This is a genomic window from Pseudoalteromonas sp. GB43 (assembly GCF_054923805.1).
This window is the reverse complement of record NZ_JBPCHJ010000001.1, coordinates 3,400,765-3,425,758: the sequence shown is the minus strand read 5'-3', so window position 1 is coordinate 3,425,758 and position 24,994 is coordinate 3,400,765. Positions and strand designations below refer to the sequence as shown.

General features: G+C 39.1%; 19 protein-coding genes, 10 tRNA genes and 3 pseudogenes. 2 read left to right on the top strand and 30 right to left on the bottom strand.

Going from position 1 to position 24,994, the window contains the following annotated elements:
• From ACRWSG_RS16360 to ACRWSG_RS16220, 29 genes and pseudogenes are all read right to left on the bottom strand, one after another.
• Window positions 1-393 carry a hypothetical protein gene (locus ACRWSG_RS16360; protein WP_462166757.1) on the bottom strand — a complete coding sequence of 131 codons (393 nt, stop codon included), beginning with the start codon at window positions 391-393 and terminating at the stop codon, window positions 1-3.
• Window positions 393-2,132, bottom strand: coding sequence for a hypothetical protein (locus ACRWSG_RS16355; protein ID WP_462166756.1), 1,740 nt, complete (start codon window positions 2,130-2,132; stop codon window positions 393-395). Before ACRWSG_RS16355 ends, ACRWSG_RS16360 begins: the two co-directional genes overlap by 1 nt.
• A 40-nt stretch (window positions 2,133-2,172) precedes the next feature.
• Window positions 2,173-2,376 (bottom strand): AAA family ATPase, encoded by a 204-nt coding sequence (locus tag ACRWSG_RS16350; protein WP_462166755.1) that lies wholly within the window; start codon window positions 2,374-2,376, stop codon window positions 2,173-2,175.
• Between the two features lie 68 nt (window positions 2,377-2,444).
• The gene (locus ACRWSG_RS16345; protein ID WP_462166754.1) at window positions 2,445-2,573 is read right to left on the bottom strand and encodes a hypothetical protein; all 129 of its coding nucleotides are present in this window, start codon (window positions 2,571-2,573) and stop codon (window positions 2,445-2,447) included.
• Window positions 2,570-4,681: a DEAD/DEAH box helicase family protein gene (locus tag ACRWSG_RS16340; RefSeq protein WP_462166753.1), complete on the bottom strand. Its 2,112-nt coding sequence runs from the start codon at window positions 4,679-4,681 to the stop codon at window positions 2,570-2,572. Before ACRWSG_RS16340 ends, ACRWSG_RS16345 begins: the two co-directional genes overlap by 4 nt.
• Window positions 4,682-5,015: 334 nt before the next feature.
• Window positions 5,016-5,267: a hypothetical protein gene (locus tag ACRWSG_RS16335; RefSeq protein WP_462166752.1), complete on the bottom strand. Its 252-nt coding sequence runs from the start codon at window positions 5,265-5,267 to the stop codon at window positions 5,016-5,018.
• A 76-nt stretch (window positions 5,268-5,343) separates the two neighbouring features.
• Window positions 5,344-6,009 carry a DUF6998 domain-containing protein gene (locus ACRWSG_RS16330; RefSeq protein ID WP_462166751.1) on the bottom strand — a complete coding sequence of 222 codons (666 nt, stop codon included), beginning with the start codon at window positions 6,007-6,009 and terminating at the stop codon, window positions 5,344-5,346.
• A gap of 19 nt (window positions 6,010-6,028) precedes the next feature.
• Window positions 6,029-7,271, bottom strand: a pseudogene (locus ACRWSG_RS16325) (integrase domain-containing protein).
• Between the two features lie 184 nt (window positions 7,272-7,455).
• Window positions 7,456-7,543, bottom strand: a tRNA-Ser gene (locus ACRWSG_RS16320).
• A 152-nt stretch (window positions 7,544-7,695) separates the two neighbouring features.
• Window positions 7,696-8,736: a quinolinate synthase NadA gene (nadA, locus tag ACRWSG_RS16315; protein ID WP_054561293.1), complete on the bottom strand. Its 1,041-nt coding sequence runs from the start codon at window positions 8,734-8,736 to the stop codon at window positions 7,696-7,698.
• 129 nt (window positions 8,737-8,865) lie between these two features.
• Window positions 8,866-8,941 (bottom strand) — tRNA-Lys (locus tag ACRWSG_RS16310).
• Between the two features lie 51 nt (window positions 8,942-8,992).
• Window positions 8,993-9,068: transfer RNA gene (locus ACRWSG_RS16305), tRNA-Lys, on the bottom strand.
• A gap of 51 nt (window positions 9,069-9,119) precedes the next feature.
• Window positions 9,120-9,195, bottom strand: a tRNA-Lys gene (locus tag ACRWSG_RS16300).
• A gap of 57 nt (window positions 9,196-9,252) precedes the next feature.
• Window positions 9,253-9,328: transfer RNA gene (locus tag ACRWSG_RS16295), tRNA-Lys, on the bottom strand.
• A gap of 58 nt (window positions 9,329-9,386) precedes the next feature.
• Window positions 9,387-9,462 (bottom strand) — tRNA-Lys (locus ACRWSG_RS16290).
• A gap of 58 nt (window positions 9,463-9,520) precedes the next feature.
• Window positions 9,521-9,596 (bottom strand) — tRNA-Lys (locus ACRWSG_RS16285).
• A 56-nt stretch (window positions 9,597-9,652) separates the two neighbouring features.
• Window positions 9,653-9,728, bottom strand: a tRNA-Lys gene (locus tag ACRWSG_RS16280).
• Window positions 9,729-9,791: 63 nt separating this feature from the next.
• Window positions 9,792-9,867, bottom strand: a tRNA-Lys gene (locus ACRWSG_RS16275).
• Window positions 9,868-10,035: 168 nt separating this feature from the next.
• A pseudogene (gene ybgF, locus ACRWSG_RS16270) lies at window positions 10,036-10,796 on the bottom strand (tol-pal system protein YbgF).
• Window positions 10,797-10,808: 12 nt separating this feature from the next.
• Window positions 10,809-11,351: a peptidoglycan-associated lipoprotein Pal gene (gene pal / locus ACRWSG_RS16265; RefSeq protein ID WP_054553016.1), complete on the bottom strand. Its 543-nt coding sequence runs from the start codon at window positions 11,349-11,351 to the stop codon at window positions 10,809-10,811.
• Window positions 11,352-11,385: 34 nt separating this feature from the next.
• Window positions 11,386-12,743: pseudogene (gene tolB, locus ACRWSG_RS16260) on the bottom strand (Tol-Pal system beta propeller repeat protein TolB).
• A gap of 9 nt (window positions 12,744-12,752) precedes the next feature.
• The gene (gene tolA / locus ACRWSG_RS16255) at window positions 12,753-13,691 is read right to left on the bottom strand and encodes a cell envelope integrity protein TolA (RefSeq protein ID WP_054553014.1); all 939 of its coding nucleotides are present in this window, start codon (window positions 13,689-13,691) and stop codon (window positions 12,753-12,755) included.
• 1 nt (window position 13,692) lies between these two features.
• A complete protein-coding gene (gene tolR / locus ACRWSG_RS16250) occupies window positions 13,693-14,118 on the bottom strand; it encodes a protein TolR (RefSeq protein ID WP_054553013.1) in 426 nt (141 codons plus the stop codon).
• On the bottom strand, window positions 14,105-14,809 hold the full coding sequence (tolQ, locus tag ACRWSG_RS16245; protein ID WP_054553012.1) for a protein TolQ: 705 nt from the start codon (window positions 14,807-14,809) through the stop codon (window positions 14,105-14,107). Before tolQ ends, tolR begins: the two co-directional genes overlap by 14 nt.
• A gap of 1,098 nt (window positions 14,810-15,907) precedes the next feature.
• Window positions 15,908-16,912 carry a Holliday junction branch migration DNA helicase RuvB gene (ruvB, locus tag ACRWSG_RS16240; protein ID WP_462166750.1) on the bottom strand — a complete coding sequence of 335 codons (1,005 nt, stop codon included), beginning with the start codon at window positions 16,910-16,912 and terminating at the stop codon, window positions 15,908-15,910.
• Between the two features lie 7 nt (window positions 16,913-16,919).
• Complete coding sequence (ruvA, locus tag ACRWSG_RS16235) at window positions 16,920-17,540, bottom strand: Holliday junction branch migration protein RuvA (protein WP_054553010.1); 621 nt, start codon at window positions 17,538-17,540, stop codon at window positions 16,920-16,922.
• A gap of 1 nt (window position 17,541) precedes the next feature.
• Entirely contained in the window at window positions 17,542-18,066 is a 525-nt protein-coding gene (gene ruvC, locus ACRWSG_RS16230; protein ID WP_462166749.1) for a crossover junction endodeoxyribonuclease RuvC, read from the bottom strand.
• Window positions 18,067-18,204: 138 nt separating this feature from the next.
• Window positions 18,205-20,706: an ABC transporter permease gene (locus tag ACRWSG_RS16225; protein WP_462166748.1), complete on the bottom strand. Its 2,502-nt coding sequence runs from the start codon at window positions 20,704-20,706 to the stop codon at window positions 18,205-18,207.
• A complete protein-coding gene (locus ACRWSG_RS16220; protein ID WP_462166746.1) occupies window positions 20,696-21,415 on the bottom strand; it encodes an ABC transporter ATP-binding protein in 720 nt (239 codons plus the stop codon). Before ACRWSG_RS16220 ends, ACRWSG_RS16225 begins: the two co-directional genes overlap by 11 nt.
• On the opposite strand from ACRWSG_RS16220, the gene ACRWSG_RS16215 reads away from it, so the two are divergent.
• Window positions 21,416-22,033, top strand: coding sequence for an arylesterase (locus ACRWSG_RS16215; protein ID WP_371351882.1), 618 nt, complete (start codon window positions 21,416-21,418; stop codon window positions 22,031-22,033).
• 105 nt (window positions 22,034-22,138) lie between these two features.
• Window positions 22,139-22,215 (top strand) — tRNA-Pro (locus tag ACRWSG_RS16210).
• 354 nt (window positions 22,216-22,569) lie between these two features.
• On the opposite strand, the gene ACRWSG_RS16205 is transcribed toward ACRWSG_RS16210, so the two are convergent.
• Window positions 22,570-24,564: a pentapeptide repeat-containing protein gene (locus ACRWSG_RS16205; RefSeq protein ID WP_462166745.1), complete on the bottom strand. Its 1,995-nt coding sequence runs from the start codon at window positions 24,562-24,564 to the stop codon at window positions 22,570-22,572.
• Window positions 24,565-24,994: the final 430 nt, after the last annotated feature.

The following is a 24,994-nucleotide window of genomic DNA, read 5'->3' as shown; positions in this document are numbered from 1 at the left end:
TTAAATCCTATCCGAAAAATATTCAGCGTAAGGTAGCTCACCTGTTGCCTGGTATTGCTGATAAAACTCTTTTATACCTTGCTCAGCTAGTTGCTCGATATAGCTGTATATTGACACCTCTTTTGAGTGCATACCTAAGCATTCGACCACTGTATATAATGTTTTATCTGGGTCTAATTCACTTACCCTAAATACTGAGTTACTTTTATCCTCCAGTGGCTTAGGAAGTTTATTCTCCTTTATACCTAAAGCAACAGCGAGCCTATAAATGTCAAACTTAATTAATTTATATGTTTCATTTTTGGCATCTTCACTCGGATTTAATTCCATTAACAACTCATCTAATTGTTGTGATGTTAATGGTGTTAACCCTATACGATTAGGCTCATTCATTAGTTACTCCTTACTATGCGTGACTCTGTAGCCGAAATTCTTTGGATTTGATAGCGTACTCCAATACGCTCAGCAAAGTTGGATAAATCGCGACTTGGATCGATTTCGCCCTCATGTACAAGTAATACAACTTGTTCTGCCATTTTAGGTAAGTATTTAAGTACATTACTTCTGTGGTTAGGATCTAAACGACCTAGAGGTGTATCCATAACAATTGGACCGCTTTTTCTAGCTGTTTTATTTAGACCATCAATTAAAGATAAAGCAACAATTTGCTCCGCACCTGCACTACGCTCTTTAAGTACATTACCGGTATGATCAAGAATAGATAAACCATAATTGCTATTTATTTCTAATCCAGCATACGTTTTTTCTGTAGTAAGCTGACTGAATGCATTTGAAGCAAATGTCTCAACTTGTCCTCTTAAAGCATCTCTTAACTCGTTGATACCTGCTTTAAATACAATCTCTAAGTTCTGGTAAAGGTTGACGCGAATAGTACTTGATTGTTTTTCACTCCCTGAACTTTTTGATATTAAAGAAGATATGTGAGCTTGCTTTTCTGACAACTTATTAAGTTGAATTTTTGTTTCTTTTATATCACTTTCAAGCTTAAACAATTGGTTACCAAGCCTATCTTTTTTTTCTCTTTGTCGCATAATCTGTTCAGTATCAAACCCTCTAATCTCTTCTTGAATTTCATCAATCTGGGTCTCAATTTGTATTACAGATACTTGAGCTTTTCTTCTTTTAGTAACTAATTCGCAAATTCGGCTACATTCATTATGCGACTTAACTTTAGTTAATTTATCTATTTGAAGATTTATGCCCGTAACATCATCAAGATTTACCAAGGACAACTCGGCTTCAGCTTTTAGTTCTTCTATCTTGGCTTTTATACCATCAAGTTCTTGTTGTGGAATAGTTTGAGTACAAGTAGGGCAAACTGGGTTCGCTAAGCTTTTTTGCAATTCTGATATTTTAGAATCTAGTACAGCTTTATTATTTGCCGCTGTCATTAAAGAGTTCCGCTTTGTTTGCAAGCTAGCTACTAATGGCTCAACTCCTTTAAATAAAACATCTTTCCAAGCATCCTTAAATAACTTTCTTTGTTCATCCGCATCATATGCGAGTTGCTCTTCAACCTTTTTGAGTTGTGCTTTTAATGCATCTAACTCATATTTTTTTCTTTGCACAGCTTCAGTGTTTTTTAGCTCTTCTTCAATATCATCTATTTGCTTTTGAATATCACGCTGTTGTATTTCAAAATCTTGTATATCTTTTTCTAAAGTTACTTGTTTTGCCTCATTCACTCTTTGCTGCTCTGCATAGGTTTTGGCATCTGAAGAGTTTTTAGCGTCTCTGGTTTGTACTCTTCTAGCATCTGTTAATAATTTCGAAAATTCATTTCTGCCATTAACTAAGGCTGGTACACCCAAAGCTTGCTCTATGTGCTCTTTAATTTTCTCGCCTTGCTCACTCTGTTCAACAAGCAGATTTTCATACTCTTGAAGTAGCTCACCATCAAACAAGAAAAAACGTGATATTTCTTCAGGTGTTACTTGGTTAATTTCATTAATTATTGAGTCACCATTTATAACTTGGTTATCAATTTTTAACCCTATTGACTCTTCAAAATCACCATCGTTTCTTGGTATAGAAACATGCTCTTTTTTGTTCAGCTGCCTTCGAAGCTCATATTGCTTTCCCTCATGACTAAATTTAAGCTTAATCGACATACTCCAGTCACCTTCTGATGCCGCAATACTATTAATCAAATTAAGCCGTGGAATTAGCCGCATATGTCGAACCCAAAGCTAACCCATAGAACCCCCAACGTATTGAGTTCAAAAAGCTTGTTTTACCTCGCATGTTATCCCCAAAAAGTAACATCACATTTTGAGTATCATGCTGTGGGAATTCAATTTTCTGCTCTCCTTTGTATGGCATAAAGTTTTGAATTACGATTTCTTGAAGTTTCATATTAACTTGCTTCCTTGTTCTGCAACTACGGACTCTTCAACTATTGCTTTGATTTTATCTAGAGTATTTCAATCTTTATCGTATTGATAATCTTTTTGTACTTGATAACAATCTTTAATTAGCTGTTCATCTAATGCTAGATTTAGCTTTGAATTTAGAGCTAACAGGACTGTAAGTGGATCGCTTTCATGTGTCATAAGGTTTCTTCCTCTATACCATCAGAGTCTAATAATCCTACTTCTTCAGGATCAATACCTAACTCAATAGCAATATTAATTAACTTGTTTGAACCAGATTTATTAATGGCTGTTTTTGAAAACTGAATACTTCTTTGCAGCTCACTTTTTAGCAACGATAATTGTCCTGGTTCACTTTCTAGACAAACAGGAACCATTACAGCGTCAAAAATTACTGCTTGATATTTACCAGGGCAAGTTCGTAATACCCTCCCCCTTCTCTGGATAAATTGTCTTGGGTTTTGTGATGATGCTAAAATAATTGCATGAGAAATTTTTGGAATATCCACGCCTTGATCTAAACAGCGAATAGAAACCATTATTCCTCCAAATTGTTTAAACCAGTCTAATGATGCTGCAGGATCACCTTCCATGTTTGTATGGTATTCACAAGGTGAGTAGCCTTTGAGAATAAGAGCTTCCATTACCTCTTTTAACTGGTACTGGTCTTCACAGTAAATAAGCCAACTTTCACCATCTTTATAATTTTCAATAATTGTTTTAATTGCATAAGACACTTTTGCTTTTGCTTTTTTTGCAATGCGCGCTCTTTGAATTAACATATTCTGCAATTTTGTTGAAGGGATAGGCTTACCAGTGTCATCTCTTTTTGAGCGAGCAAACTCCCTGGAAATTTCTTTAGTTGCAGTTTCCCAGGCCTCTGATTCTTCAACTGTAAACCTTATGGCTTCAGGCAAATATTCATACTCAACCAGCCTGCCACTTTTGATTGCATCTATTAAGGTAAAGGGTGGTTGAACTATAGAACCAAAATAATCAATTATTTTTTGTGTCCCAACTGAATCACTATACCTAGTAGGTGTTGCGCTAAGACCAAGCTTTTTACCAGCTCGAATAGACAGCGCTTTAGAATTTTCGTTACTTCCGATTTCATGCACTTCATCTGCAACCACCATAAGATGACTTCCGTCAGCAAGTCCATTGATGAAATCAGTTAATCTTGCTGTTGGCATGGTAGCTAAAACAACCCTTTGCCCAAGATCTTCCCCTGGTTGAGTAAAATGATAGAGCCTCCGATTTTTTCGCCAACGGTTATGGCCATCACCAGCTTTCAAAATTATAGCTTCAGGCAACTCTTGTTTTATTTCATCAGCCCATTGTTTATGTAAAAGACGGTCAGGAACAAGAACAATTGCAACCCCACCGTTTAACAGATGCTCCTTTAAAGCAGTTAGTGCTGTAAAAGTTTTACCGCTACCTGTGGCATGTTCAAAAATACCTTGGCAATTTTGCGCTTTCCATCCCTCTAAAGCAGCTTCCTGGTGGGGTAGGGGTTTTCTCTTATTTGATGGAGATAATGACTTTTTCTTTTCATATTCATTACCAAGCGAAAAGTAATCAGTAAGCTCTTCTACATCTATATCATCTAGAGAGTTATAAGCTTTTGACTCTAATCTATTTTTTGCTACTAAAGGAAAATCGATTATCTCAAGCTCTTCAACTTGATTAGTCCATAGTTTTTCAAAATATTTTTTATGCCGCTCTACTTGCCGCTCATCTCTTCCATCCTTCCAGCTGCAAAATACATCTAGTGATTCATAATTACCTCGCTCGTGCCAACCACTCCATGTTTCGTTTACCGAACCTTTAAAAGAGACTGAAGTAGTATTATTCGTTAATACCCCAAGTTTTTCATGGTAAATACCTGTTGAATTTTTCCTGAATGCTATTTTTACATGCATAATATTCAACTTGATAAGTGTTGCCAAAGCTTCTGTGTTTTTTATTAATCGAGGATCACTTAATAAAGTATCAACTGTGTGAATAATTTCTTGGTTAACTTTTTGAAGGTTACTCCCATAACCCTGTTCTAAAGCATCAATATCTGCTGCAGATAAAGACGGCGAGCAAACGAGCTGAATTTTCCCGCCTTTGCGAGCAAAGTTTATCAGCTCAGGGCCAATAAGAAGAAATACTGTAGAACTGAAGTAACCAACTGAACGCTTATAAACATCACTTTTATTAAGGCAAGGAAGATAAAAGTCAGCAACAAGATTCGCTTCGCCAGTTCGGTATTCTTCTTTTAAATCCAGCGTGGAGAGTGACATGATTGATTACAATCCTTTTACTACAGCCAGTTTGTATAAAACGCAGAGTGCTTCTTTTAAGCGCATAAACTAAATCCTGTTACTGCGGCTTATAATGAATAAACCGCTCCGTGGTTAACTTATTATTTTTTAATAAAAATCTTTAAAATAACACTAAGTGAAATAGAAATCCATACTATTTTATAGTTTTAAATTGTGGGATAACTGAAGTTTTAAGAGGTGAGCTTTGGATTAAAAAGGTGTATTTACGAGAAGCGAAATTTCTTGGTACCTGAGTGGATTTAAATTAATGGCTTATTTGATCAGTAAATAAGCCATTTAGATGGGCTTTAATTTAAAGTTGATAATGATCTTCACAAACCGGGTTGCTTTGTAAATAACGTACAGCAGCTTTTTCGCAAAATTCGCATTCAGTACCTTCTGGCACTTTATGCTCATCACAATAAGGGCAACTTGCTAGCCTAAAGTTAAACTTATGCTCGCATACTTCACACTTTATTAAATCAACCTCACAATCCGGACAGTTATCATACTCATCCAAATCAAATGTCAGTTTACACTCTTTACATTTCACTAAATCGCTCATATTCCCTGCTTTATTTTATTAATTTAAATTTAATGTAACTTTTTATGTGTATTCATTCAAGCAATGATATTAGCCATTAAATAGCCAATTCCTTAATCAACATAGAGCCAAGCTGTCTGGTATTGAGCGGATTTCCATTACCATTCAATATTGATACACCTAATTTCTTAGCGATTTCACGTAAGTATGGTTTACTCGGAGAGACAAGCTCTTCATTCAAAACTACTTCAATACTACCATTTTCAAGCTCAACTATTTTGTAATTCTGCCACAGTACTTCTTTGACTTTTAATAAGTTACGCTGCAGAACTGGCGAACTCAATAGTTTGCTTACAGCAATAGTACTCTTGCCTGTTGGACCTATATTCATTAATAATTTTGCTGCTGCAACAGAAGTATCTAATAAGGTTTCAACCTGCATTTCCTCAGTGTTGATTCTCAGAATAATGATACGTTCAACCAGCTCTAATGTATTTGTATTAAAGCTTATATGACCGCTTGCACTCATCTTAGCAGTTGTTTTGACTGATACTCTTTCACCAGTACTAGATACCACATCATAGCCAGCCTGGTTAACTTCAGTTGCCATACGGTCATTCGTGATTAGTGCAGCATAAAGCTCTCCTATCCTACCCGTTAAGTGTCTAAGTTCTGTTGGGGGGACATTCCAGCTTAACTCTCTTTCTAACCAACTCATAGCTTCACCAAGAGACTGAATGATTTGCATTTGTGTTAGAGCCATTTATATATTCCCTTATCTATTACCTAACCAATGTCTTTTTATTTATACTCAGAATAGAAACTGAGCCTTGCGAGGCTTTTTCAATATGATCACTCCACCAGCTCATTAACTCTCTGCGTTTTTCATAATAATCGCTTCGATTATATGCTGCCCTTACTTGGTTCTTATCAACATGGGCTAAGGCTGCTTCAATCACATCAGGGTTAAATCCCTTTTCATTCAGTGTCGTGCTCCCTAGGGACCGAATACCATGACTAACTAAACGACCTTGAAACCCCATTCGCCTTAAAGCAACATTTGCTGATTCATTATTAATATGCTTTTTAGGATCTCGGTCTGATGGAAATACAAACTCTCTATGGCCTGATAGAGGTTTAATTGCTTCTAATAGCTGTAGGGCTTGTTTAGACAGTGGGATCACATGCTCTTTTCTCATCTTCATGCGACTAGCAGGAATAGTCCATTCTTTTTTATCTAAATCAATTTCATCCCAGCGAGTCCCCGCAGCTTCCCCTGGTCGCGTGAGGGTGTGAAGTTGCCACTCTATTAGAAATCGAGTTATATGCTTGATACTGGCATTTGCCAGTGTTTGCATAAGCTCTGGTAATTCATCTGGTTTAAGAGTGGGCATATGAACTCTTTTTGGTGAACTGTAGTTAGCTTTAATTCCCGCTATAGGGTTAACTGTAATGTAGTTTTTGTTCATCGCAAAAACCATTACCCTATTGAGCCTTTCGCAAAGACGTTTAACAGTTTCTAATCTATCATCCTTGGCAAGTGGGTCTAATACGCTGCTAACAAGTGGTGCTGTCAACTTTCCAATTGGGTGCTTTCCTAACTTAGGAAAGATATGATTGCCTAAAGAATCGCCACATATCATCGCAATAATTTTTAGACAAACCTTTACTCGAAAACTCAAACCACTCATTAGCAACTTTTTCTAAAGTCAGTTCCTCTTGAGCTAACTTTTCTCTTCGGGCGGTTTCTCTCTGCTCTTTTGGATCAATATCGAACAGGATTAATTCTCTTGCATCTTGAGCAAGCTTTCTCGCATTTACTAAGCTTAAATCTGGATATGTACCCAACCCCATATTTATACGTTTTTTAGTTATTGGGTGATAGTAGTTAAAGTTCCATTGTTTCGAACCATTTTGACGAACTCTTAGCTGTAAACCCTTTCCATCAGAAAGCACATAATCTTTTTCTCTAGGTTTAGCATTCTTAACTTCATTATTAGATAAAGGCTTTATTGTTTTAGGCATAATCGATAAAAATTTGCATGTTGGTATACCTGATTATGGCACCAAATATTAGGAATACCATATGGGCAACTAAAATTTTGCGCTTCAATGAGACGGGATAAGACACCATAAGATGACAAATAATTGATTTTATTTACTTTGCAGAAATAAAAAAGACGTCATGAGACGTCTTGATATTGAATAATGGCGGTGACGGAGAGATTCGAACTCTCGATACGTTGCCGTATACACACTTTCCAGGCGTGCTCCTTCAGCCACTCGGACACGTCACCTAAAGCGCTGCTTAGAGTTTAGCAGCGGCGTTATAGTATGAAAACAACCCTACAGACGCAAGGGCTTTTTAAAATTGTGCTGCTAAGTGATTAGTAATCAAACAAAAAAGGCAAGGTAAACACCTTGCCTTTTGTAAATAGATATCTCGTTCTTAGCGTTGAAGCGTTGCTGAAAAATCTAACATACGGTTAAGCGACTTTAATGCGCCTTCGCGTAAGTCCATATCAACAAACACTTCTTTACCTTCTGGGTCTGTCAGTGCTTCTTCAATCGCTTTTAAGCCATTCATTGCCATCCACGGGCAATGTGCGCAGCTTTTACATGTTGCGCCTTCACCTGCAGTTGGTGCTTCAAAGAATTCTTTCTCTGGGCATAACTGCTGCATTTTGTAGAAAATGCCACGGTCAGTCGCTACGATGAACTTTTTGTTGTCCATAGTTTGCGCTGCTTTGATTAGTTGGCTTGTTGAGCCAACCGCATCAGCTAAGGCTACAATCTCCGCAGGAGACTCTGGGTGAACCAATACAGCCGCATCTGGGTGTAAGGCTTTCATATCCTTAAGTGCTTTGGTTTTAAACTCGTCATGAACGATACAGGCGCCATTCCACATGATCATGTCTGCACCTGTGTTCTTTTGAATGTAAGAACCTAAGTGTTTATCTGGACCCCAAATGATTTTTTCGCCTTGCTCATCAAGGTGCTCAACGATTTCTAGGGCACATGAAGAAGTCACAATCCAATCTGCACGCGCTTTAACAGCGGTTGATGTATTTGCATATACTACTACCTTGCGATCAGGGTGCTGATCACAAAACGCTGAGAATTCTTCAATTGGGCAACCTACGTCTAATGAACACGTTGCAGCAAGCGTTGGCATAACAACTGTTTTATTTGGCGTTAGGATTTTTGCTGTTTCGCCCATAAAGCGAACACCGGCTACCACAATTACATCTGCGTCGTGCTTAGCGCCAAAACGCGCCATTTCTAGCGAGTCAGCAACACAACCGCCTGTTTCTTCAGCTAGTGCTTGAATTTCAGGATCAGTGTAATAATGGGCAACAAGAACCGCGTTCTTGTCTTTTAATAATTGTTTGATACGTGCCTTATACTCAGCTTGCTCGTCTTTTGATAACGGAGCTGGCTTTGGAGGGAAGATATAATCTTCAGGCATAATTTGTTCAGCTAGACTCATTTCTCGACCACTTAGTCCACAGTGCATTCATGGCGCGAATTATACGAGAATCTTAAGCTAATGAACAGTATTGCTGTGAGCTGTTAAGATAAATAAAGGATAACTTAGAAAGAAAAGATAAATCAGGAATGGTGGGTCATGATGGACTTGAACCATCGACCAATGGATTAAAAGTCCACTGCTCTACCAACTGAGCTAATGACCCGCTCTGGATATTTTGATACGTAAATCCGCCGATATGAGACCATTCGAAGAATGGTGGGTCATGATGGACTTGAACCATCGACCAATGGATTAAAAGTCCACTGCTCTACCAACTGAGCTAATGACCCGCTCTGGATATTTTGATGCGTAAATCCGCCGATATAAGACCATTCGAAGAATGGTGGGTCATGATGGACTTGAACCATCGACCAATGGATTAAAAGTCCACTGCTCTACCAACTGAGCTAATGACCCGCTCTGATGCTTGTAATAAGCTACGTAAATCCGCCGATATAAGACCATTCAAAAGAATGGTGGGTCATGATGGACTTGAACCATCGACCAATGGATTAAAAGTCCACTGCTCTACCAACTGAGCTAATGACCCGCTCTGATGCTTGTAATAAGCTGCGTAAATCCGCCGATATAAGACCATTCAAAAAGAATGGTGGGTCATGATGGACTTGAACCATCGACCAATGGATTAAAAGTCCACTGCTCTACCAACTGAGCTAATGACCCGCTCTGATGCTTGTAATAAGCTGCGTAAATCCGCCGATATAAGACCATTCAAAAAGAATGGTGGGTCATGATGGACTTGAACCATCGACCAATGGATTAAAAGTCCACTGCTCTACCAACTGAGCTAATGACCCGCTCTGATGCTTGTAAAAAGCTGCGTAAATCCGCCGATATAGAACCATTCAAAGAATGGTGGGTCATGATGGACTTGAACCATCGACCAATGGATTAAAAGTCCACTGCTCTACCAACTGAGCTAATGACCCGCTCTAATTGCTTATAAAAGCTATACGTAAATCCGTCGATTAAAGATTACCATTCTAAGAGAATGGTGGGTCATGATGGACTTGAACCATCGACCAATGGATTAAAAGTCCACTGCTCTACCAACTGAGCTAATGACCCGCTCTTTTTTCCGCATTTTGGCTGTTGTTACCAATCGCCTGCTGCGGGCGCTTATAATACTTATTTAAATGCTGAGTGCAACAGAAAATATCTCTTTTTTTAAGTTTTTATGTCTAGTTGCCTAATTTTAGACCGCTTATGTCAAAAAGCAGTCTAATCAGGTCAAATCTACATTTGCGACAGACGTTCTGTGGCTAATTTAGCAGCGGTAGTACTTGGGTACTGATTAATTAAATCATTAAAGGTTTTAAGGGCTTGCTCGCCTAAACCTTGATCCGCTAATAAGTTTCCTAACTTTAACATTGCATCTGGGCGCTTATTAGAATTAGGGTATTCATTCACAACAACTTTAAAGTGCTCAGTCGCACCTGCTTGATCGTTTTGAATAGTTAACAGCTGACCTAACCAATAATGCGCATTAGATGCATACACTGAATTTGGGTATGTCGTTAAGAATGCTTGAAACTCAGGAATTGCTTGCTCATAACGTTTATCTTTCATGATTAACGCCACTGCACGCTCATAAGCTTCGTTTTCAGATAAGTCTGAACTGATTGCCTGTGATGCACCTACATCTGTATAAGTATTTGTAGGTTGAGTTTGTGTTGCAGCAGGCTGGCTATAAGCTTGGCTAACTCGGTTCTCAATTTCTTGATATAGCTCACGCTGACGTTGCAGTACTTTTTCAAGCTTATAGCTTTGCTCTTCTGTAATACCACGTACTTGGCTCACTTCGTCTTGTAAAATATTAAGCTGCTGCTGAAGCTCAGCTTGCAATAAATTACGTGACTTCATCATGTTTTCTAAAGCGACTAAACGCTTCTCAATGCTCGATTGCGAGCTTGCAGCTTCTGAAACAGGAGCGGGAGCAGCCCATAACTGGGTGCTCCCGCTTAGATCATTGCTGCCAAAATAATTTTCGGCTTCATAATGACTCTTTATTAGTAAACTAATACTGCGCGACGGTTCTTCGCGAACGCTTCTTCAGTGCGAGACTTAACCATTGGCTTCTCTTCACCATAGCTCACTACTGACATTTGGCTAGCAGAAACACCTAAACTTTGTAAGTATTTTTCTACTGCTTGACCACGGTGCTCGCCTAGTGCGATGTTGTACTCAGGCGTACCGCGCTCATCAGCGTGACCTTCGATTAGTACTTTAACTGAAGGGTTTTGTACTAAGAATTCAGCGTGTGCTTGCAATAGTTCAGCATACTTGCTTTGGATTTTTGCGTTATCAAAACCAAAGTAAATGATTTGCTCTTGACGTAACGCTTCGTATTTTTCACGAAGTGCTTCTTCAGCTTGTTGCTCTGGAGTAAGCGTTGCAACTTCAACAGTATCAGTGTTGTTTGATTGCTCAACCATACCTTGGTTAGATTGGTTTGCAGCACCTTCATCAACACCTGAAGAAGAGCTACACGCCGCTAATGTCATCACTGGCACAGCAATTAGCAAACCTTTTAAAGTTTTATTAAGTTGCATTTAATTGATTCCTATATTGAGTAAACCAGTATAATTACTGTAAATAAGGCGACCAAGCCGGTGCCTTAACTTGTCCGTCTAGCACAGGTAAGCGTGCTTTAAAGCGACCATCCATAGAAACTAACGCCAACACCTGTTTATTATTATGAAGCGTGCTGTAGATAATCATCGAGCCGTTTGGTGCGATACTCGGCGATTCATCAAGGCGTGTTCTAGTTAATACTTGGAACGCACCTGTAGCTAGCTCTTTCTTAGCAAGATGGTATTGACCGTTGGTACGGTTCACCATCACTAATTCTTTTCCATCTGGAGAAACCGAACCTGCTAGGTTCATATCTCCGTCAAACGTCATGCGTTTTGACCTACCAGTTTGCAAATTTAACTTATAAATCTGGGCATTACCACCCCTTTCAGACGTAAACACAATATCTTGCCCATTAGGGAACCAAGATGGTTCAGTATCTATACTACGGTGATTTGTAAGGCGTCTTTCTTTGCGAGTTGCAAGGTCTAAAACATATACTTCTGTTGCACCATTGCGGTCTTTAGAGAGCACTAATAGTAGCTTTTTGCCATCAGGTGAGAACTGTGGCGCACCATTAATACCAGGGTGACTTGTGATCAGCTCGCGTTTACCCGTGTATAAATCTTGAATGTAAATTTGGCTTTGACGATTTTCAAATGTTACATACGCAAGCTTAGTACCATCTGGTGACCATGCCGGTGACATTAATGGTTCTTTCGAGCGAAGTAATACTTGCTCATTAAAACCATCATAATCAGCAACGACTAACTGATAAGGCATTGCCTGATTTTCTCTCACAATAACGTAGGCAATCTTCGTTAAGAATGCACCTTTTTCGCCAGTTAAAGCTTCGTATACAACATCACTGATGCGGTGAGCGTAGCGGCGGAAACCCGTTTCAGCTATTACACTTTCTCTTGCATCAAGAATATGGTCTTGGCTTTTAACTAACTTACCGTTACTCATCATCTGTGTTTGACCACCCGTGATCTGACCACGAATAACATCAATAAGCTCATACTTAACTAAGTAACGTCCACCTGGCTGTTGTTCAACTTGACCAACAAGAACGGCTTCAACACCTTTATTAACCCATGCAGCATAGTCAACGTCAGTATCAGTTGCTGGTAATTGAGGCATTGTTGCTACATCAATAGGTTTAAATTTACCACTACGCATTAAGTCTGCTGCAATAACAGTACTTAACTTTTCAGGGATGGGATAACCCCATTGTATTGAAATGGCACAACCGCAATCGGACGTGCACCATCAACACCTTCGGTAATAACAATTTCTAGTGCAGCACTGGCGATGCCATGAAAGCCCAGTAATACAATAAAACATGCTGTTTTTATCTGGTTGAACATATCATTCCTTTAGAATTCTGGCTTGATTGTTAAATTAATATTTTTAAGTTGCTCAAATACGTCTTTATCAGGTGATACCGGGAGTGTATCTGCCATACGAACAGCTCGAAGCGCAGCTTCACACACTAATTTATCACCACCTAATGACTTAACTTGTGTTACTAAGCCATTAAAGCCAAGACGAATATTTACACGACATTGTTTATTCTTCATCTTTTCATCGATAAGTAAAGTTTGCTGAATACGTGCCATTATTAAGGCTTTGTATTTGTCGACTTCACTTACAATTTGCTGTTGACGAACTTTATTTCGTGCAGCTTGCTCAGCAGCTAACTGCTCTTGCAACATCTGCTCTTGCAATGCTTGCTGGCGTTTACGCTCGGCTTCGGCTTCTTTGCGTTTACGTTCAGCTTCTGCTTCGGCAGCTTTACGCTTACGTTCTTCTTCCGCTTTCTTTAACGCCTCTTCTTCAGCTTTGCGCTTTTCTGCTGCAGCTTTTGCTGCTGCTTCAGCTTCTTGCTTTTGCTTTTCGGCTTGTTGCGCTTTAGCACGTTCTTTTTGCTGAATTTCACGTGCTTTTTTCGCTTGTGCTTCGGCTTCTGCTTTTTCTTTCTCTTTAGCGCGGCGCTGTTGTTCTAGCTTTTTAAGTCGACGGTCTTCCGCTTCACGTTGCTTGCGCGCATCATTGGCACGTCGTTCAAGATCACGAAGACGCTTTGCTTCAGCTTGTTTTTTCGCTTCTTCTTGCTTTTTTAACTCAGCAATTTTTTGTTCAACCTTTTGTTGGTCTACCGTAACTGCTGAAACAGCCTTTTCTGGCTCAGGCATAGCTGGATTCAAAGTTACTTCCATTACCTTAGGAGTAGGTAAATGAAAACTAGCTGATCCAATTAAAAAACCAATAATACCCAGATGTAATAGAATCGATTTGATTAATGACTCACGCATACTAACCCTCAAATGATTCGGTCATTAGACCCACTGAAGGCACACCGGCATTTTTCAAAAAGTCCATGAGTAGCAGTACTTCTTGATAAGAAACACGGCCCGAACCTTTGATCATCACTGGCGTATCTGGATTCTTTTGCAGCTGAAGTTTAATCACTGCAGCAACATCCAACGCTTCCATTGGTGCTTCAGGATCTGTACCAATACTTACATAGTACTTACCTTCAGCATCAATTGACGCAATAATTGGAGGCGTATCTTTAGTATCAACAAGATCCGATTCTTCCATCTTTGGCAAATCTACTTTTACACCATGAGTAATAAGTGGCGCAGTTGCCATAAATATGATTAGTAGTACCAACATTACGTCAATGTAAGGAACTACGTTTATCTCACCTACTGGGCGACGTTTCTTACGCTGGTACATTCGCTTTAGCCTCTATTTGCGCAGCAGCTTGGCGGTGTAAAATATTGGCGAACTCTTCCATGAAGTTAATATAATTACCTTCAAGCTTTTCTACTTTGTTTGCAAAACGGTTGTAAGCAATAACAGCTGGAATTGCAGCAAATAAACCCATTGCTGTTGCGATTAGTGCTTCAGCAATACCTGGCGCTACCATTTGTAGCGTTGCTTGCTTAACTTCACCTAATGCGATAAATGCGTTCATAATACCCCACACCGTACCAAACAAACCGATGTAAGGACTAATAGAACCCACTGTTGCTAAAAACGATAAACTTGACTCAAGCTTTTCAACTTCACGCGATAAAGCAACACGCATTGAACGGTGTGTGCCTTCCATAACAATACTTGCACTTTGTGGTGAATTTTTCTTATGACGTGCAAACTCTTTAAAACCTGCAACGAATAATGCTTCAACACCTGATGCGCCTCCAGGACGCGCTGATACTTCGTTGTATAATTTACTTAGGTCAATACCCGACCAAAACTTCTGCTCAAAGCGCTTTGCGCCATTAAGTGCATCAGAAATCGCTTTTTTACGCTGAAAGATAATTGCCCATGACATTACCGACATACCGACTAATGCCAACATTACTAGCTGGACAAGTACACTGGCTTCTAGAATAAGATCTAAAAAGTTAAGCCCTGATCCCACGTTAAACTCCTAAAATAGATTTCTATGTAATTTGTTATATTTTTTACACTTGTATTTATTGACCACAAAGGCGGCCAAAAGTTACATCTAGTGTATCTAGTCAGCTATGAACTGACAACGCTCTTGCTGTGAATTAGCGGCAAATAACGGTAAAAAGCAATTTGCTTAGTTATTTTTTAGCCATATTAGGTTTTATCAATACAATTATGCATATTTTCACCTTAATAATAAGTCACTACAGTGACACTAAAAAGCAACCAAAACAGCCAAAAACTCGGCGTTTATTCATAAATAACGCATAAACACCCAAAAGCACTTTTACGAATCTACTACAGAATACTTAAACTAATCCTGAATAAAGTTCTTAAAATTTATAAAAACCTTCCCATTCATAAACTTAAAATTAATATATTCACAATGTGAACAAAAAGAAAACAATTAAAAAATATGCTCACATTAGTTTTTTTTATCTGAAAATAAAATTTTTCTAGTTTGAAGAAAAATCCATCATTGCGTATTATTTACCTATACCGAGCTAGCAACCTCATGAAAGTTTCTTTCATTAAGCTCCGTTTTTAGCAATATGAAAATTCGTATTGCACTAGGTTTGCTTAAATCTGGATAAAACCTTTTTTAAGTAGACCGTAGTTCCCTGGATTACTTCCTTCAACTTGTTGTTTGCCCGCATCCTTATGCGGGCTTTTTTTTGCCTACACAAACGTCAATGAGAATACCTATCGATAACTTAACAGCATGTGAATTACAGATGTTAAAATGAGACAACAACCCAGTGGTTAGTGGTTAGTGGTTAGTGGTTAGTGGTTAGTGGTTAGTGGTTAGTGGTTAGTGGTTAGTGGTTAGTGGTTAGTGGTTAGTGGTTAGTGGTTAGTGGTTAGTGGTTAGTGGTTAGTGGTTAGTGGTTAGTGGTTAGTGGTTAGTGGTTAGTGGTTAGTGGTTAGTGGTTAGGACAAAGTAAAACTAATATCATCTATAGCAAGCTTTTTGTTAATTACACAAAAATAAAACCACCCTCTCGATCAACTAATATCTAACTTCTGAAATCTAACTACTAAAAACCCCGCTTCGCGGGGTTTTTAGTTATTTTTCTGGCGTTAATCCAAAGTGCAGGTAGGCAATGTCTGAAACAAGTCGTCCGCGTGGGGTGCGTTGTATAAAGCCTTGTTGAATTAAAAACGGCTCTATCACATCTTCAATGGTTTCTTTTTCTTCGCCAATTGCAGCCGCTAGGTTATCAAAGCCAACGGGGCCGCCCATAAATTTTTCGATAATAGCTAGCAAGTATTTTCTATCCATGTAGTCAAAACCGCTTTTATCGACATCAATCATATCGAGGGCTTGCTCGGCAACTGTAGCATTCACTTTACCGTCTGATTTCACTTGGGTGTAATCACGAACGCGGCGTAATAAACGATTAGCTATGCGAGGTGTACCACGTGAGCGCTTGGCGATTTCTGTAGCGCCTTCATCACACATGGTTAAGTCTAAAAAGCTTGCTGAACGGGCAACAATTTTTGAGAGGTCTTCAACTGAATAAAACTCTAATCGCTGTACGATGCCAAAACGGTCTCTAAGTGGTGAGGTGAGTGAGCCTGCACGCGTTGTTGCGCCAATTAAAGTAAATGGCGGTAAATCAAGCTTGATTGAACGTGCTGCAGGGCCTTCACCTATCATGATATCCAGCTGATAATCTTCCATTGCTGGATACAAAATCTCTTCGACTTGCGGGCTCAAACGGTGAATTTCGTCAATAAACAGTACGTCACCTTCTTCAAGGTTCGTTAAAAGTGCGGCTAAATCCCCTGCTTTTTCAAGCACTGGCCCCGACGTTGTTTTAATATTAACGTTAAGCTCGTTGGCAACAATGTTTGCAAGTGTGGTTTTACCAAGACCCGGTGGACCAAATATTAATAAGTGATCCAGCGCTTCGCCACGATGGCGAGCAGCCTCAATAAAAATTTCCATTTGCTGCTTAACATGCGGCTGGCCGGTGTAATCGGTTAACAGTTTTGGTCGTATGGCACGATCAACACTGTCTTCGTTACTTTGTTCACTCGCATCTATTAAGCGATCTGCTTCAATCATGGTTTACTCACAACATTGATTTTAGAGCTTCTTTAATTAGAACCTCGGTCGTCATATCTGGTTTGTTCACTGTTTTAACCGCTTTTTGTGCTTGCGGTAGCTTATAGCCTAATGCCACAAGTGCTGATACAGCATCATCAGCAGCATTATTTGCCACTAGGGTATCATCACTTGATGGCTCAATGACGGCATTATCGCTAAATGGTGTAAATAAGTCATTACCCCAATTTTTAAGCCGGTCTTTCATTTCGAGCACTAAACGCTCAGCCGTTTTTTTACCAACGCCCGGTAGTTTAACCAGTGTGGTCGCATCTTCATTATTAACACAACTTACAAATTGCTGCGCCGACATACCCGATAAAATAGCTAGACCAAGCTTTGGCCCTACACCATTGGCTTTTAAAAGCTCTCTAAATAAAGCGCGTTCGGTTTTGTTGTTAAAGCCAAATAATAGCTGGGCATCTTCACGTACCACAAAATGGGTATAAATAATCGCTTGCTCACCCACTGCCGGTAAATCATAAAAGCAAGTCATCGGCATTTGTACTTCGTAGCCTACACCACTTACTTCGATAAGAATTTCTGGTGGCTGCTTTTCTACTAGTAAGCCATTTAATCGACCAATCATATTACTTCCTTAATCGTCCTCTTACGGTTTTGCTCGCACTGCCCGCAAGTTTTATTAAATTTTGTTCTGAGTGAGCATGACAAATAGCAATTGCTAAGGCATCTGCGGCATCGGCTTGAGGGGTACCTGGCAGCTTTAAAATGTTTTTAACCATATGCTGTACTTGAGACTTATCGGCTCCGCCATTACCTACAACGGCCTGCTTAATTTGCCTAGCCGAATATTCATAAACTGGCAGCTCTGCCATTGAAGCACCAACGATAGCAGCGCCGCGTGCTTGACCGAGCTTAAGCGCTGAGTCTGGGTTGTGTGCCATAAACACTTTTTCGATAGCAAAACTCTCTGGGGAGAATTGCTCTACCAATTGACTGATCCCTTGGTAAATCATTTTTAAGCGTATCGGAAAATCGTGATCGGCCAATTTAATGCAGCCACTGCCTAAATAAGTGAACTTAGCACCTTGGTGAGCAATCACGCCGTACCCTGTTAATCGTGAACCAGGATCAATCCCTAAAATAATCGCCAACTAACTGACTCGTCTATTATCATTATTATCTGCGCTTAATAATGCCAGAGCACTGTATAAATTACCAGTAACCAATTGCAATTCATAAAAAATGCCCGCAATTGCGAGCATTTTATAGTCAACCTTTAATTAAGACATTTACGCGAGCGAGCGTAATAAGCCTTGGGTATTTTTTCGCATTGTGCGCGCTATCATCAAATAACCTAAACATGCCACAAATAACCCCCCGACTGCTGGGCCAATCACCCAAATATGAGGGTGGAACTTACCTGCTAAATCGAACATTTGTTTTTGCACTATTAACAGAGCGATGTCACTGACAATTGCAGCGACTAAACCTGCGGTAACGCCTAATAGTAAAAACTCATATAAGGTGGCATTTTTAATTAAGCGCCCTTTCGCACCTAAAGTTCGCAAAATAACAATCTCTTGCATTCGCTCACCCAAACTTGCTTGTACTTGTGAAATAAGTACTAAAGCACCACAGGCAACCACAATCGCTAGTACAAAGCCAATCGCTAACGATACTTGCTCAATGGTTGAGCGAATTTGTTTAATAAAGCTCTCAACATCTATCACGTTAACCGTCGGATATTGACGCATTAGCTCATTAAACTCTCGTTTTTTCTCTGCTTTTACATTCACTGATGAAATATAAGTAGCCGGGAAACTCGCTAGCACATCAGGGCTCAAAATAATAAAGAAGTTAGGTTTTAGCGTTGTCCAATTAACCTTACGTACACTGGTAATTTTTGCGTCAAACGACTGCGCACCAATTAGGAAAGTAAGTGTATCGCCAATTTTTACATCAAGGCGTTCAAGCATCGACTCTTCTACCGATGCCTCGGCTACTGAGTCTTCACTAAACCATGTACCGTCGATAAGCTCGTTTTGATTAGGTAAGTCTTTACGCCAAGTTAGGTTTAACTCACGGCCAATACCAGAGCGGGCTTCTTCGTCTTTCTTTTCGTTGTCTTCTTGCGATACTTCGCGGGCAACCAACTCACCATTTACGGCGTTTACACGGCCACGCACAACCGGATAGAAATCAGACGTTGGCATATCGTTTTGCGCTAAGAAGCTAGTTATTGGCTCTAACTCTTGCTCAGTAATGTTCACTAAAAATGAATTAGGGGCATTTTCAGGAAGCTGCGACTGCCAATCCGAAATCATGTCGTTCTTAAGTACAATTAAAAACAGTAATAGCTTGATTGCCAAAGCAAAGCTAATTAATTGCACAGCATTCACATTGGCACGCTTTTGAATTGACGCAATCGCCAATGACCAACTGTTGCCTGGACTCAAGCCAAGTTTGCGGCCACCACCAAAAATAACCTTTGATAAAGCAAATAACACCGCAATTAAAAATGCCGTCGAAAGGAACAAAATTGCACTAATTTTGATGTTATTACTAAATAACCACATCAGTAAAAACACAGTAAGCGCCGACATAGTAAGGTGCACTTTACTTACTAATAAACGGTCGCCTAAGTTACGGCGAAGCACACGCAGCGGCGGAATATCAAATAAATCGAGTAGCGGTTTAATTGAAAACATAACCGCACAAATCACACCCGTGCTAATCGCAATGATCCAAGGTTTTGCCGATGCACTTGGCAGTGCTGAACCCATGGTTTGTGCTAAATAATCAGTGGCAATCGCTTGTAAACCATAACCAATCAGTAAACCGACTATCACCGACATTGAACATACAAGGCTCAAATGTAATAAATAGATTTTACGGATCATAGCGCGGCTACCGCCAAGCGTTTTCATCATAGCAACTGGGTCGTACTGACGCTCACAATACCGTTTTGCCGATACCGCAATAGCAACGGCAGCTAAAATAATGCCAAGTAAACCAGCTAGCAATAAATAGCTTTCGGCACGATTTAAACTATTAGAAATAGGTGACTGGCAATCTTTAACGCCATACCAACGCTGGTTTTCTTTCATCTGTGGTTTTAACCACGCATAAAAGGTATCTAAGTTGTCTTTGTCGCCAGCATAAAGTTGGCGGTAAAACACTCGGCTGCCGGGCTGAATTACCTCTGTTACAGCAATGTCTGCTTCATTGATTAAGATTCGCTGGCTGCTCGAGAACACATTAAACGGTGCATCAGGCTCTTCGGCTACAACATGACTAGCCGTAAAAGTAGCAGCACCAAGCTCTACTTTATCGCCCACTTTAATGTTTAGCGCATAAAACACAGATTCACTTAACCACACTTCACCACGACTTGGGATATCAGAAGTTACTTGTGGTTGACCAGTCAGGCTAGTTTTTACTTTTAACTCGCCTTTTAATGGATAGGTATTTGATACCGCTTTAACCGAGCCAAGTTGCATTTCGTCACCGGCAAATAACATGGTATCGAAGTAGGTTATTTTTGCGGTGCGTAAGTTTTCTTGGTTGGCTTTATCTAAAAACTCAGCAGGTAAAATATGGTTACTTGCTAAAACGCGATCAGCGGCAATAAAGGCACTGCTTTTTTCTTCAATACTTTGACCAATTCGGTCGGTAACCATAGACAGTGTTAAAACAGTGAGAACAGCTAAGGCTATTGCTGCACTGATCACTGTTAATTCGCCACGCTTAAACTCACGTGAAAACAGTTTTAGTGCTAATTTAGCCCACATTCGCTTGCACTCCTTCGTTTTCTTTAACAGTTACTAGCTGCCCTGCTTCAATATGTAAAATTTGCTGGCACTTTTGTGCAAGCTGCTCATCATGGGTTACTAAAATAAGTGTCGTGCCGTGCTCTTTATTTAGCTCAAATAATAGAGACTCAATTAACTTACCGTTTTTGCTATCAAGGTTTGCTGATGGTTCATCGGCAAATAAGATTTTCGGTGTGCCTATAAATGCACGAGCAATTGCTACACGTTGCTGCTCACCACCAGATAATTGCGATGGGTAATGACCCACACGATGGCTTAAGCCTACTTTTTCAAGTAGCTCTAGGGCTTGTTGTTTAGCGTCTTTGCTTCCTGCAAGTTCAGCGGGAAGCATTACGTTTTCAAGGGCTGTTAAGCTTTGTACAAGCATAAAAGACTGAAATACAAAACCTACTTTTTCAGCGCGAAGTGCTGCGCGTGCTTCTTCATCTAATTCGTGTAATGCGGCTCCATCTAAATGGATACTACCACCGGTAGATTGGTCAAGTTCGGCCAATAAACTCAATAAAGTAGACTTACCCGAACCTGAGGTGCCTACTACAGCAACTGAGTCGCCCGACTTGACATTAAAGCTGATGTCACTGAGGATGGTCAGGTCGCCCTCAACCGTGGTGACCGTTTTAGAAAGTCCTTTAACTTGAATGATGTTTAATTGAGAAAGCGCTGACATATGATGCATCCAATCCTACGTTTTATATTCGTTTTACTGTTAGTAATCAAACCACTTACGGCAGCAGCTGACAACACAATTTTAATTTTAGGTGACAGTTTAAGCGCCGCTTACGGTCTTAAACAAGAGCAAGGCTGGGTTAAATTGTTACAAGATAAGTACGATGAAAAAGACCAATCTGTATACCTAGTAAACGCCAGTATTAGCGGTGAAACCACAGGCGGTGCTCTAAGGCGACTCGACGCGTTACTGAGCGAATTTGAACCCACTCATGTACTCATTGAGCTTGGCGGAAACGATGGTTTACGAGGTTTCCCTATTAAACGCCTGCAAGCTAACTTACGTGATTTAATTGCAAAAAGCCAAAAAATTGGGGCGAAAACCGCCGTAATGGAAGTACAAATTCCACCAAACTATGGCCCGCGTTACACAAAACTTTTCACCGATAGCTTTAAAACCATTGCCGATGAAACAGATTCTGAGCTCATGCCCTTTTTCATGCTCAGTATTGCAGGCCGCCCTGAACTTATGCAAAACGATAACCTGCACCCAAATGCCGATGCTCAACCATTAATACGCGACTTTATGTACAATACGATCAACGATTGGCTAGATTAACCTCTAGCCCATTGATTTAATGTGGATTACCTGAACAATAAACAAGCAATCAAACTGCGGGGATATTGATTTTTATAAAAAAAGCCGTACTATGGCTTGCAACGTCGGCATATAGCGCAGCTTGGTAGCGCACTGTCATGGGGTGTCAGGGGTCGCAGGTTCAAATCCTGCTATGCCGACCATCTTTTCTACACTCTATTCAATTAGTTAATTAACTTATCTATTTACTTTATCGCACCTAAACTCTACGTTCTTTTATTTATATCACACATTTATCGCACCATACTTATCTAAACTTATTTTCTCATTTTTAGGTTAGATTAGGTGTTGATTGGGGGGGGGATATATAGGAAGACAGCTAATGGCACCTTAAAATTGAGCATTAGCTCCATAAAAAGTCCGTTATGAGATATTTATTGACCTTCTGTGACCTCATAGCTTCTATTAATGGATTTTGAAAAATATATTAAATTTTCAGTAGTTAAATATAAACCTCGAAATTAGTTGAAAATTTAAATAGCCCAATTATTAAATATTTAAGGTATCGTTGTTCTAGGCTTTTGGTTTCTATACTTTTTAAAAGTTGCCAACTTCCTTTGACCTTCAGTTATATTTGAGTTGCTTAAGTTAGCTTGAGTTAAATCACAACCAGTAAAATCTGCATCTTGTAGGTCTGCATTTTTAAAGTTACAGCCCGTAAAGTCAGCATTTGTTAAGTCTGCGTTATTGAATTTAGCATCAATGAAAATCGAATTATTAAAGTCAGAGCTGTTCAAACAAGCCTTATTAAATTTTGCCCCCAAAAATAAGCAAGAGTGAAGTTTGCTATTTGTTATACACGCTTCTGTTAAATCGGCGTTATTCAACTGAGCATTACTTAAGTCAGCATTCACAAGACTTACGTTCTTCAGACTAGTATTCCTTTTGAGGCTTTTGTCTAAATTTAAAGTTGTCAATTCCGCATTATTTAACTTTGTTAAATCTAAATTAGCATTATCAAGAAACACACCATTTAAATAGGCTCCTTGTAAATTTGCTCCTTGTAAATTTGCGTCTTGTAAATTTGCTCCTTGTAAATTTGCACCTTGTAAATTAACATTTTCTAGATTAGCATTTTGTAAATTTATTCCTCTAAGATCAGCTCCCCGAAGATTTGCACCTCCTAAATTAGCAGTTTCAAGTGAAGCATTTCTCAAGTCACTTTGTTCCAAAGATGCATACCTTAGATCGAGTTGCTCCAATTGACTACCTTCTGAGAGCATAAAGCCCGTTAGCAAATATCCATTATTCTCATTAAAAAATAAGCCGACCTTATTTTGATTCACAGTTTTAATAAACTTGAGCATATTATCAGTCTTGATAAATGGGTCTACTTTATCTAGTAAAATACCAAGCTCTACACCATAGACAATTAAAAACTCCCTTATACTTAAATGTGAAAATCTAAACTCACCGCATGAGTTACGGTTCAGTAGTGAGTTTGTACCAATATCGATATGATCTACCCCCTCAATAACTCTATCAGCAGAATCATTAAACAAAATAATATTTGAATCGAAATTACATAGTTGCTTAAGATGCTTTAGGGCAACAGTATGAGTACCCTGTCGCTGCATCGTTTCAGCTAACCAAATACAGGCTTTTAATAAATCATCTTTATTAATATTTTTATTAAGATGTCTCCTCAACTTAATTACTTCACGATTAAGCCATGTATCTACCAAACCTTTATACAAGTCGTATTCAGTCGCCCCCTGTCGGTGACTTTCTAAAAGAGTTTCGACATGTGACAACAAAAATGGTCGAAATTGGAGGGAACCGATACTCCTAATTGACTGGTTAGCATCATTTAGCTTGGGATTGTAAAAATGATTAAAAATGTATTTTACATGTCTTGGATAACGTTTTTTTAAATATGCATCAACCTGTTCGTCTGTAAACAAAGATAGATAGACTAAAGGGCATTCATAATTATTAAATGATATTTTTCCCATCGTATTGAAAGCAGAGTCTGCAGTCTCGGGAAAAAACTGTGTGCGACATGTTATTATTACTCTATGAAAACAACTTGTAACCTCAAGTATCTTTGTTAGTCGTTCAATTGTCCCACCTTGCTTACACTGGGTATCTTCGTCAAGTGAATCAAGTAACAGAACTGTTTGACTTTTATTTTCTATCTTTTCAATATCATTTAGTGTCGAAGCACCTAACTTTAGTAGTCTGCATTGATAATTTTTTGGCCAAAAAGCCATTAAATGGCTAAGTTTTACCATCATTAACAAAGATGTTTTTCCCATTCCTGCGTCGGCAAGAATAAACATCTGACTAGCGCCATCTCTAGTTACAATATCCCTATTTAAGAATTTATTAATAGTTTCAAAAACCCCTGCTCTGATTGTTGATATTGTCTCATCTTCAAGTTCATCTGCGGGATTAACCTGTTGGCAATCAGGTTGAATGTAAAACTTAGCTAATTCCTTACAATTCCCAAATATGTCATTGAATCTCAACCAACTCGGCATTTCGGGCATCAACATTACTTTTCAGCACTTTGGTTAAAGCTTTTAATAATTTTGTAGCTACCTTTGTAGAGATAAAGCTAGTTGTTTCCATACACCACCGTCGTTGCTTACAATGAAAAAGAGTGACTTATAAGTAAACAACATTAACGCTTGTTCTTTAAACGTAGTAGCATACGCATCTGTAGTTGTTCACAACTAAATATTTGAATCTTATTACATTTCGATTTCTATCATAGTAACAAACTAATTTCTAGTCATCGCATTGAATTTAAAGAATTTACATTTTATAAGGTATTATGCCATCTTAGATATGCACAAGTTTTAATACTAGATAAAGTAAATATGCAAACTGTTTTATCAAACCGTCACTCAATTGCTAAACATAAATCAATATCTTTTTACGGTTCATAACCACAACACTACTTTTTCCGCGACCTAC

Coding starts and splice junctions, on each gene's coding strand:
- ruvB (WP_462166750.1), bottom strand. CDS start 16,912: ATGATTGAAGCAGATCGCTTAATAGATGCGAGTGAACAAAGTAACGAA.
- ruvA (WP_054553010.1), bottom strand. CDS start 17,540: ATGATTGGTCGATTAAATGGCTTACTAGTAGAAAAGCAGCCACCAGAA.
- ACRWSG_RS16340 (WP_462166753.1), bottom strand. CDS start 4,681: ATGTCACTCTCCACGCTGGATTTAAAAGAAGAATACCGAACTGGCGAA.
- ACRWSG_RS16355 (WP_462166756.1), bottom strand. CDS start 2,132: ATGTCGATTAAGCTTAAATTTAGTCATGAGGGAAAGCAATATGAGCTT.
- ACRWSG_RS16330 (WP_462166751.1), bottom strand. CDS start 6,009: ATGGCTCTAACACAAATGCAAATCATTCAGTCTCTTGGTGAAGCTATG.
- ACRWSG_RS16220 (WP_462166746.1), bottom strand. CDS start 21,415: ATGTCAGCGCTTTCTCAATTAAACATCATTCAAGTTAAAGGACTTTCT.
- ACRWSG_RS16225 (WP_462166748.1), bottom strand. CDS start 20,706: ATGTGGGCTAAATTAGCACTAAAACTGTTTTCACGTGAGTTTAAGCGT.
- tolR (WP_054553013.1), bottom strand. CDS start 14,118: ATGTACCAGCGTAAGAAACGTCGCCCAGTAGGTGAGATAAACGTAGTT.
- ACRWSG_RS16350 (WP_462166755.1), bottom strand. CDS start 2,376: ATGAAACTTCAAGAAATCGTAATTCAAAACTTTATGCCATACAAAGGA.
- ACRWSG_RS16360 (WP_462166757.1), bottom strand. CDS start 393: ATGAATGAGCCTAATCGTATAGGGTTAACACCATTAACATCACAACAA.
- tolA (WP_054553014.1), bottom strand. CDS start 13,691: ATGCGTGAGTCATTAATCAAATCGATTCTATTACATCTGGGTATTATT.
- nadA (WP_054561293.1), bottom strand. CDS start 8,736: ATGAGTCTAGCTGAACAAATTATGCCTGAAGATTATATCTTCCCTCCA.
- ACRWSG_RS16215 (WP_371351882.1), top strand. CDS start 21,416: ATGATGCATCCAATCCTACGTTTTATATTCGTTTTACTGTTAGTAATC.
- pal (WP_054553016.1), bottom strand. CDS start 11,351: ATGCAACTTAATAAAACTTTAAAAGGTTTGCTAATTGCTGTGCCAGTG.
- ACRWSG_RS16345 (WP_462166754.1), bottom strand. CDS start 2,573: ATGACACATGAAAGCGATCCACTTACAGTCCTGTTAGCTCTAAATTCA.
- ACRWSG_RS16205 (WP_462166745.1), bottom strand. CDS start 24,564: ATGCCCGAAATGCCGAGTTGGTTGAGATTCAATGACATATTTGGGAAT.
- ACRWSG_RS16335 (WP_462166752.1), bottom strand. CDS start 5,267: ATGAGCGATTTAGTGAAATGTAAAGAGTGTAAACTGACATTTGATTTG.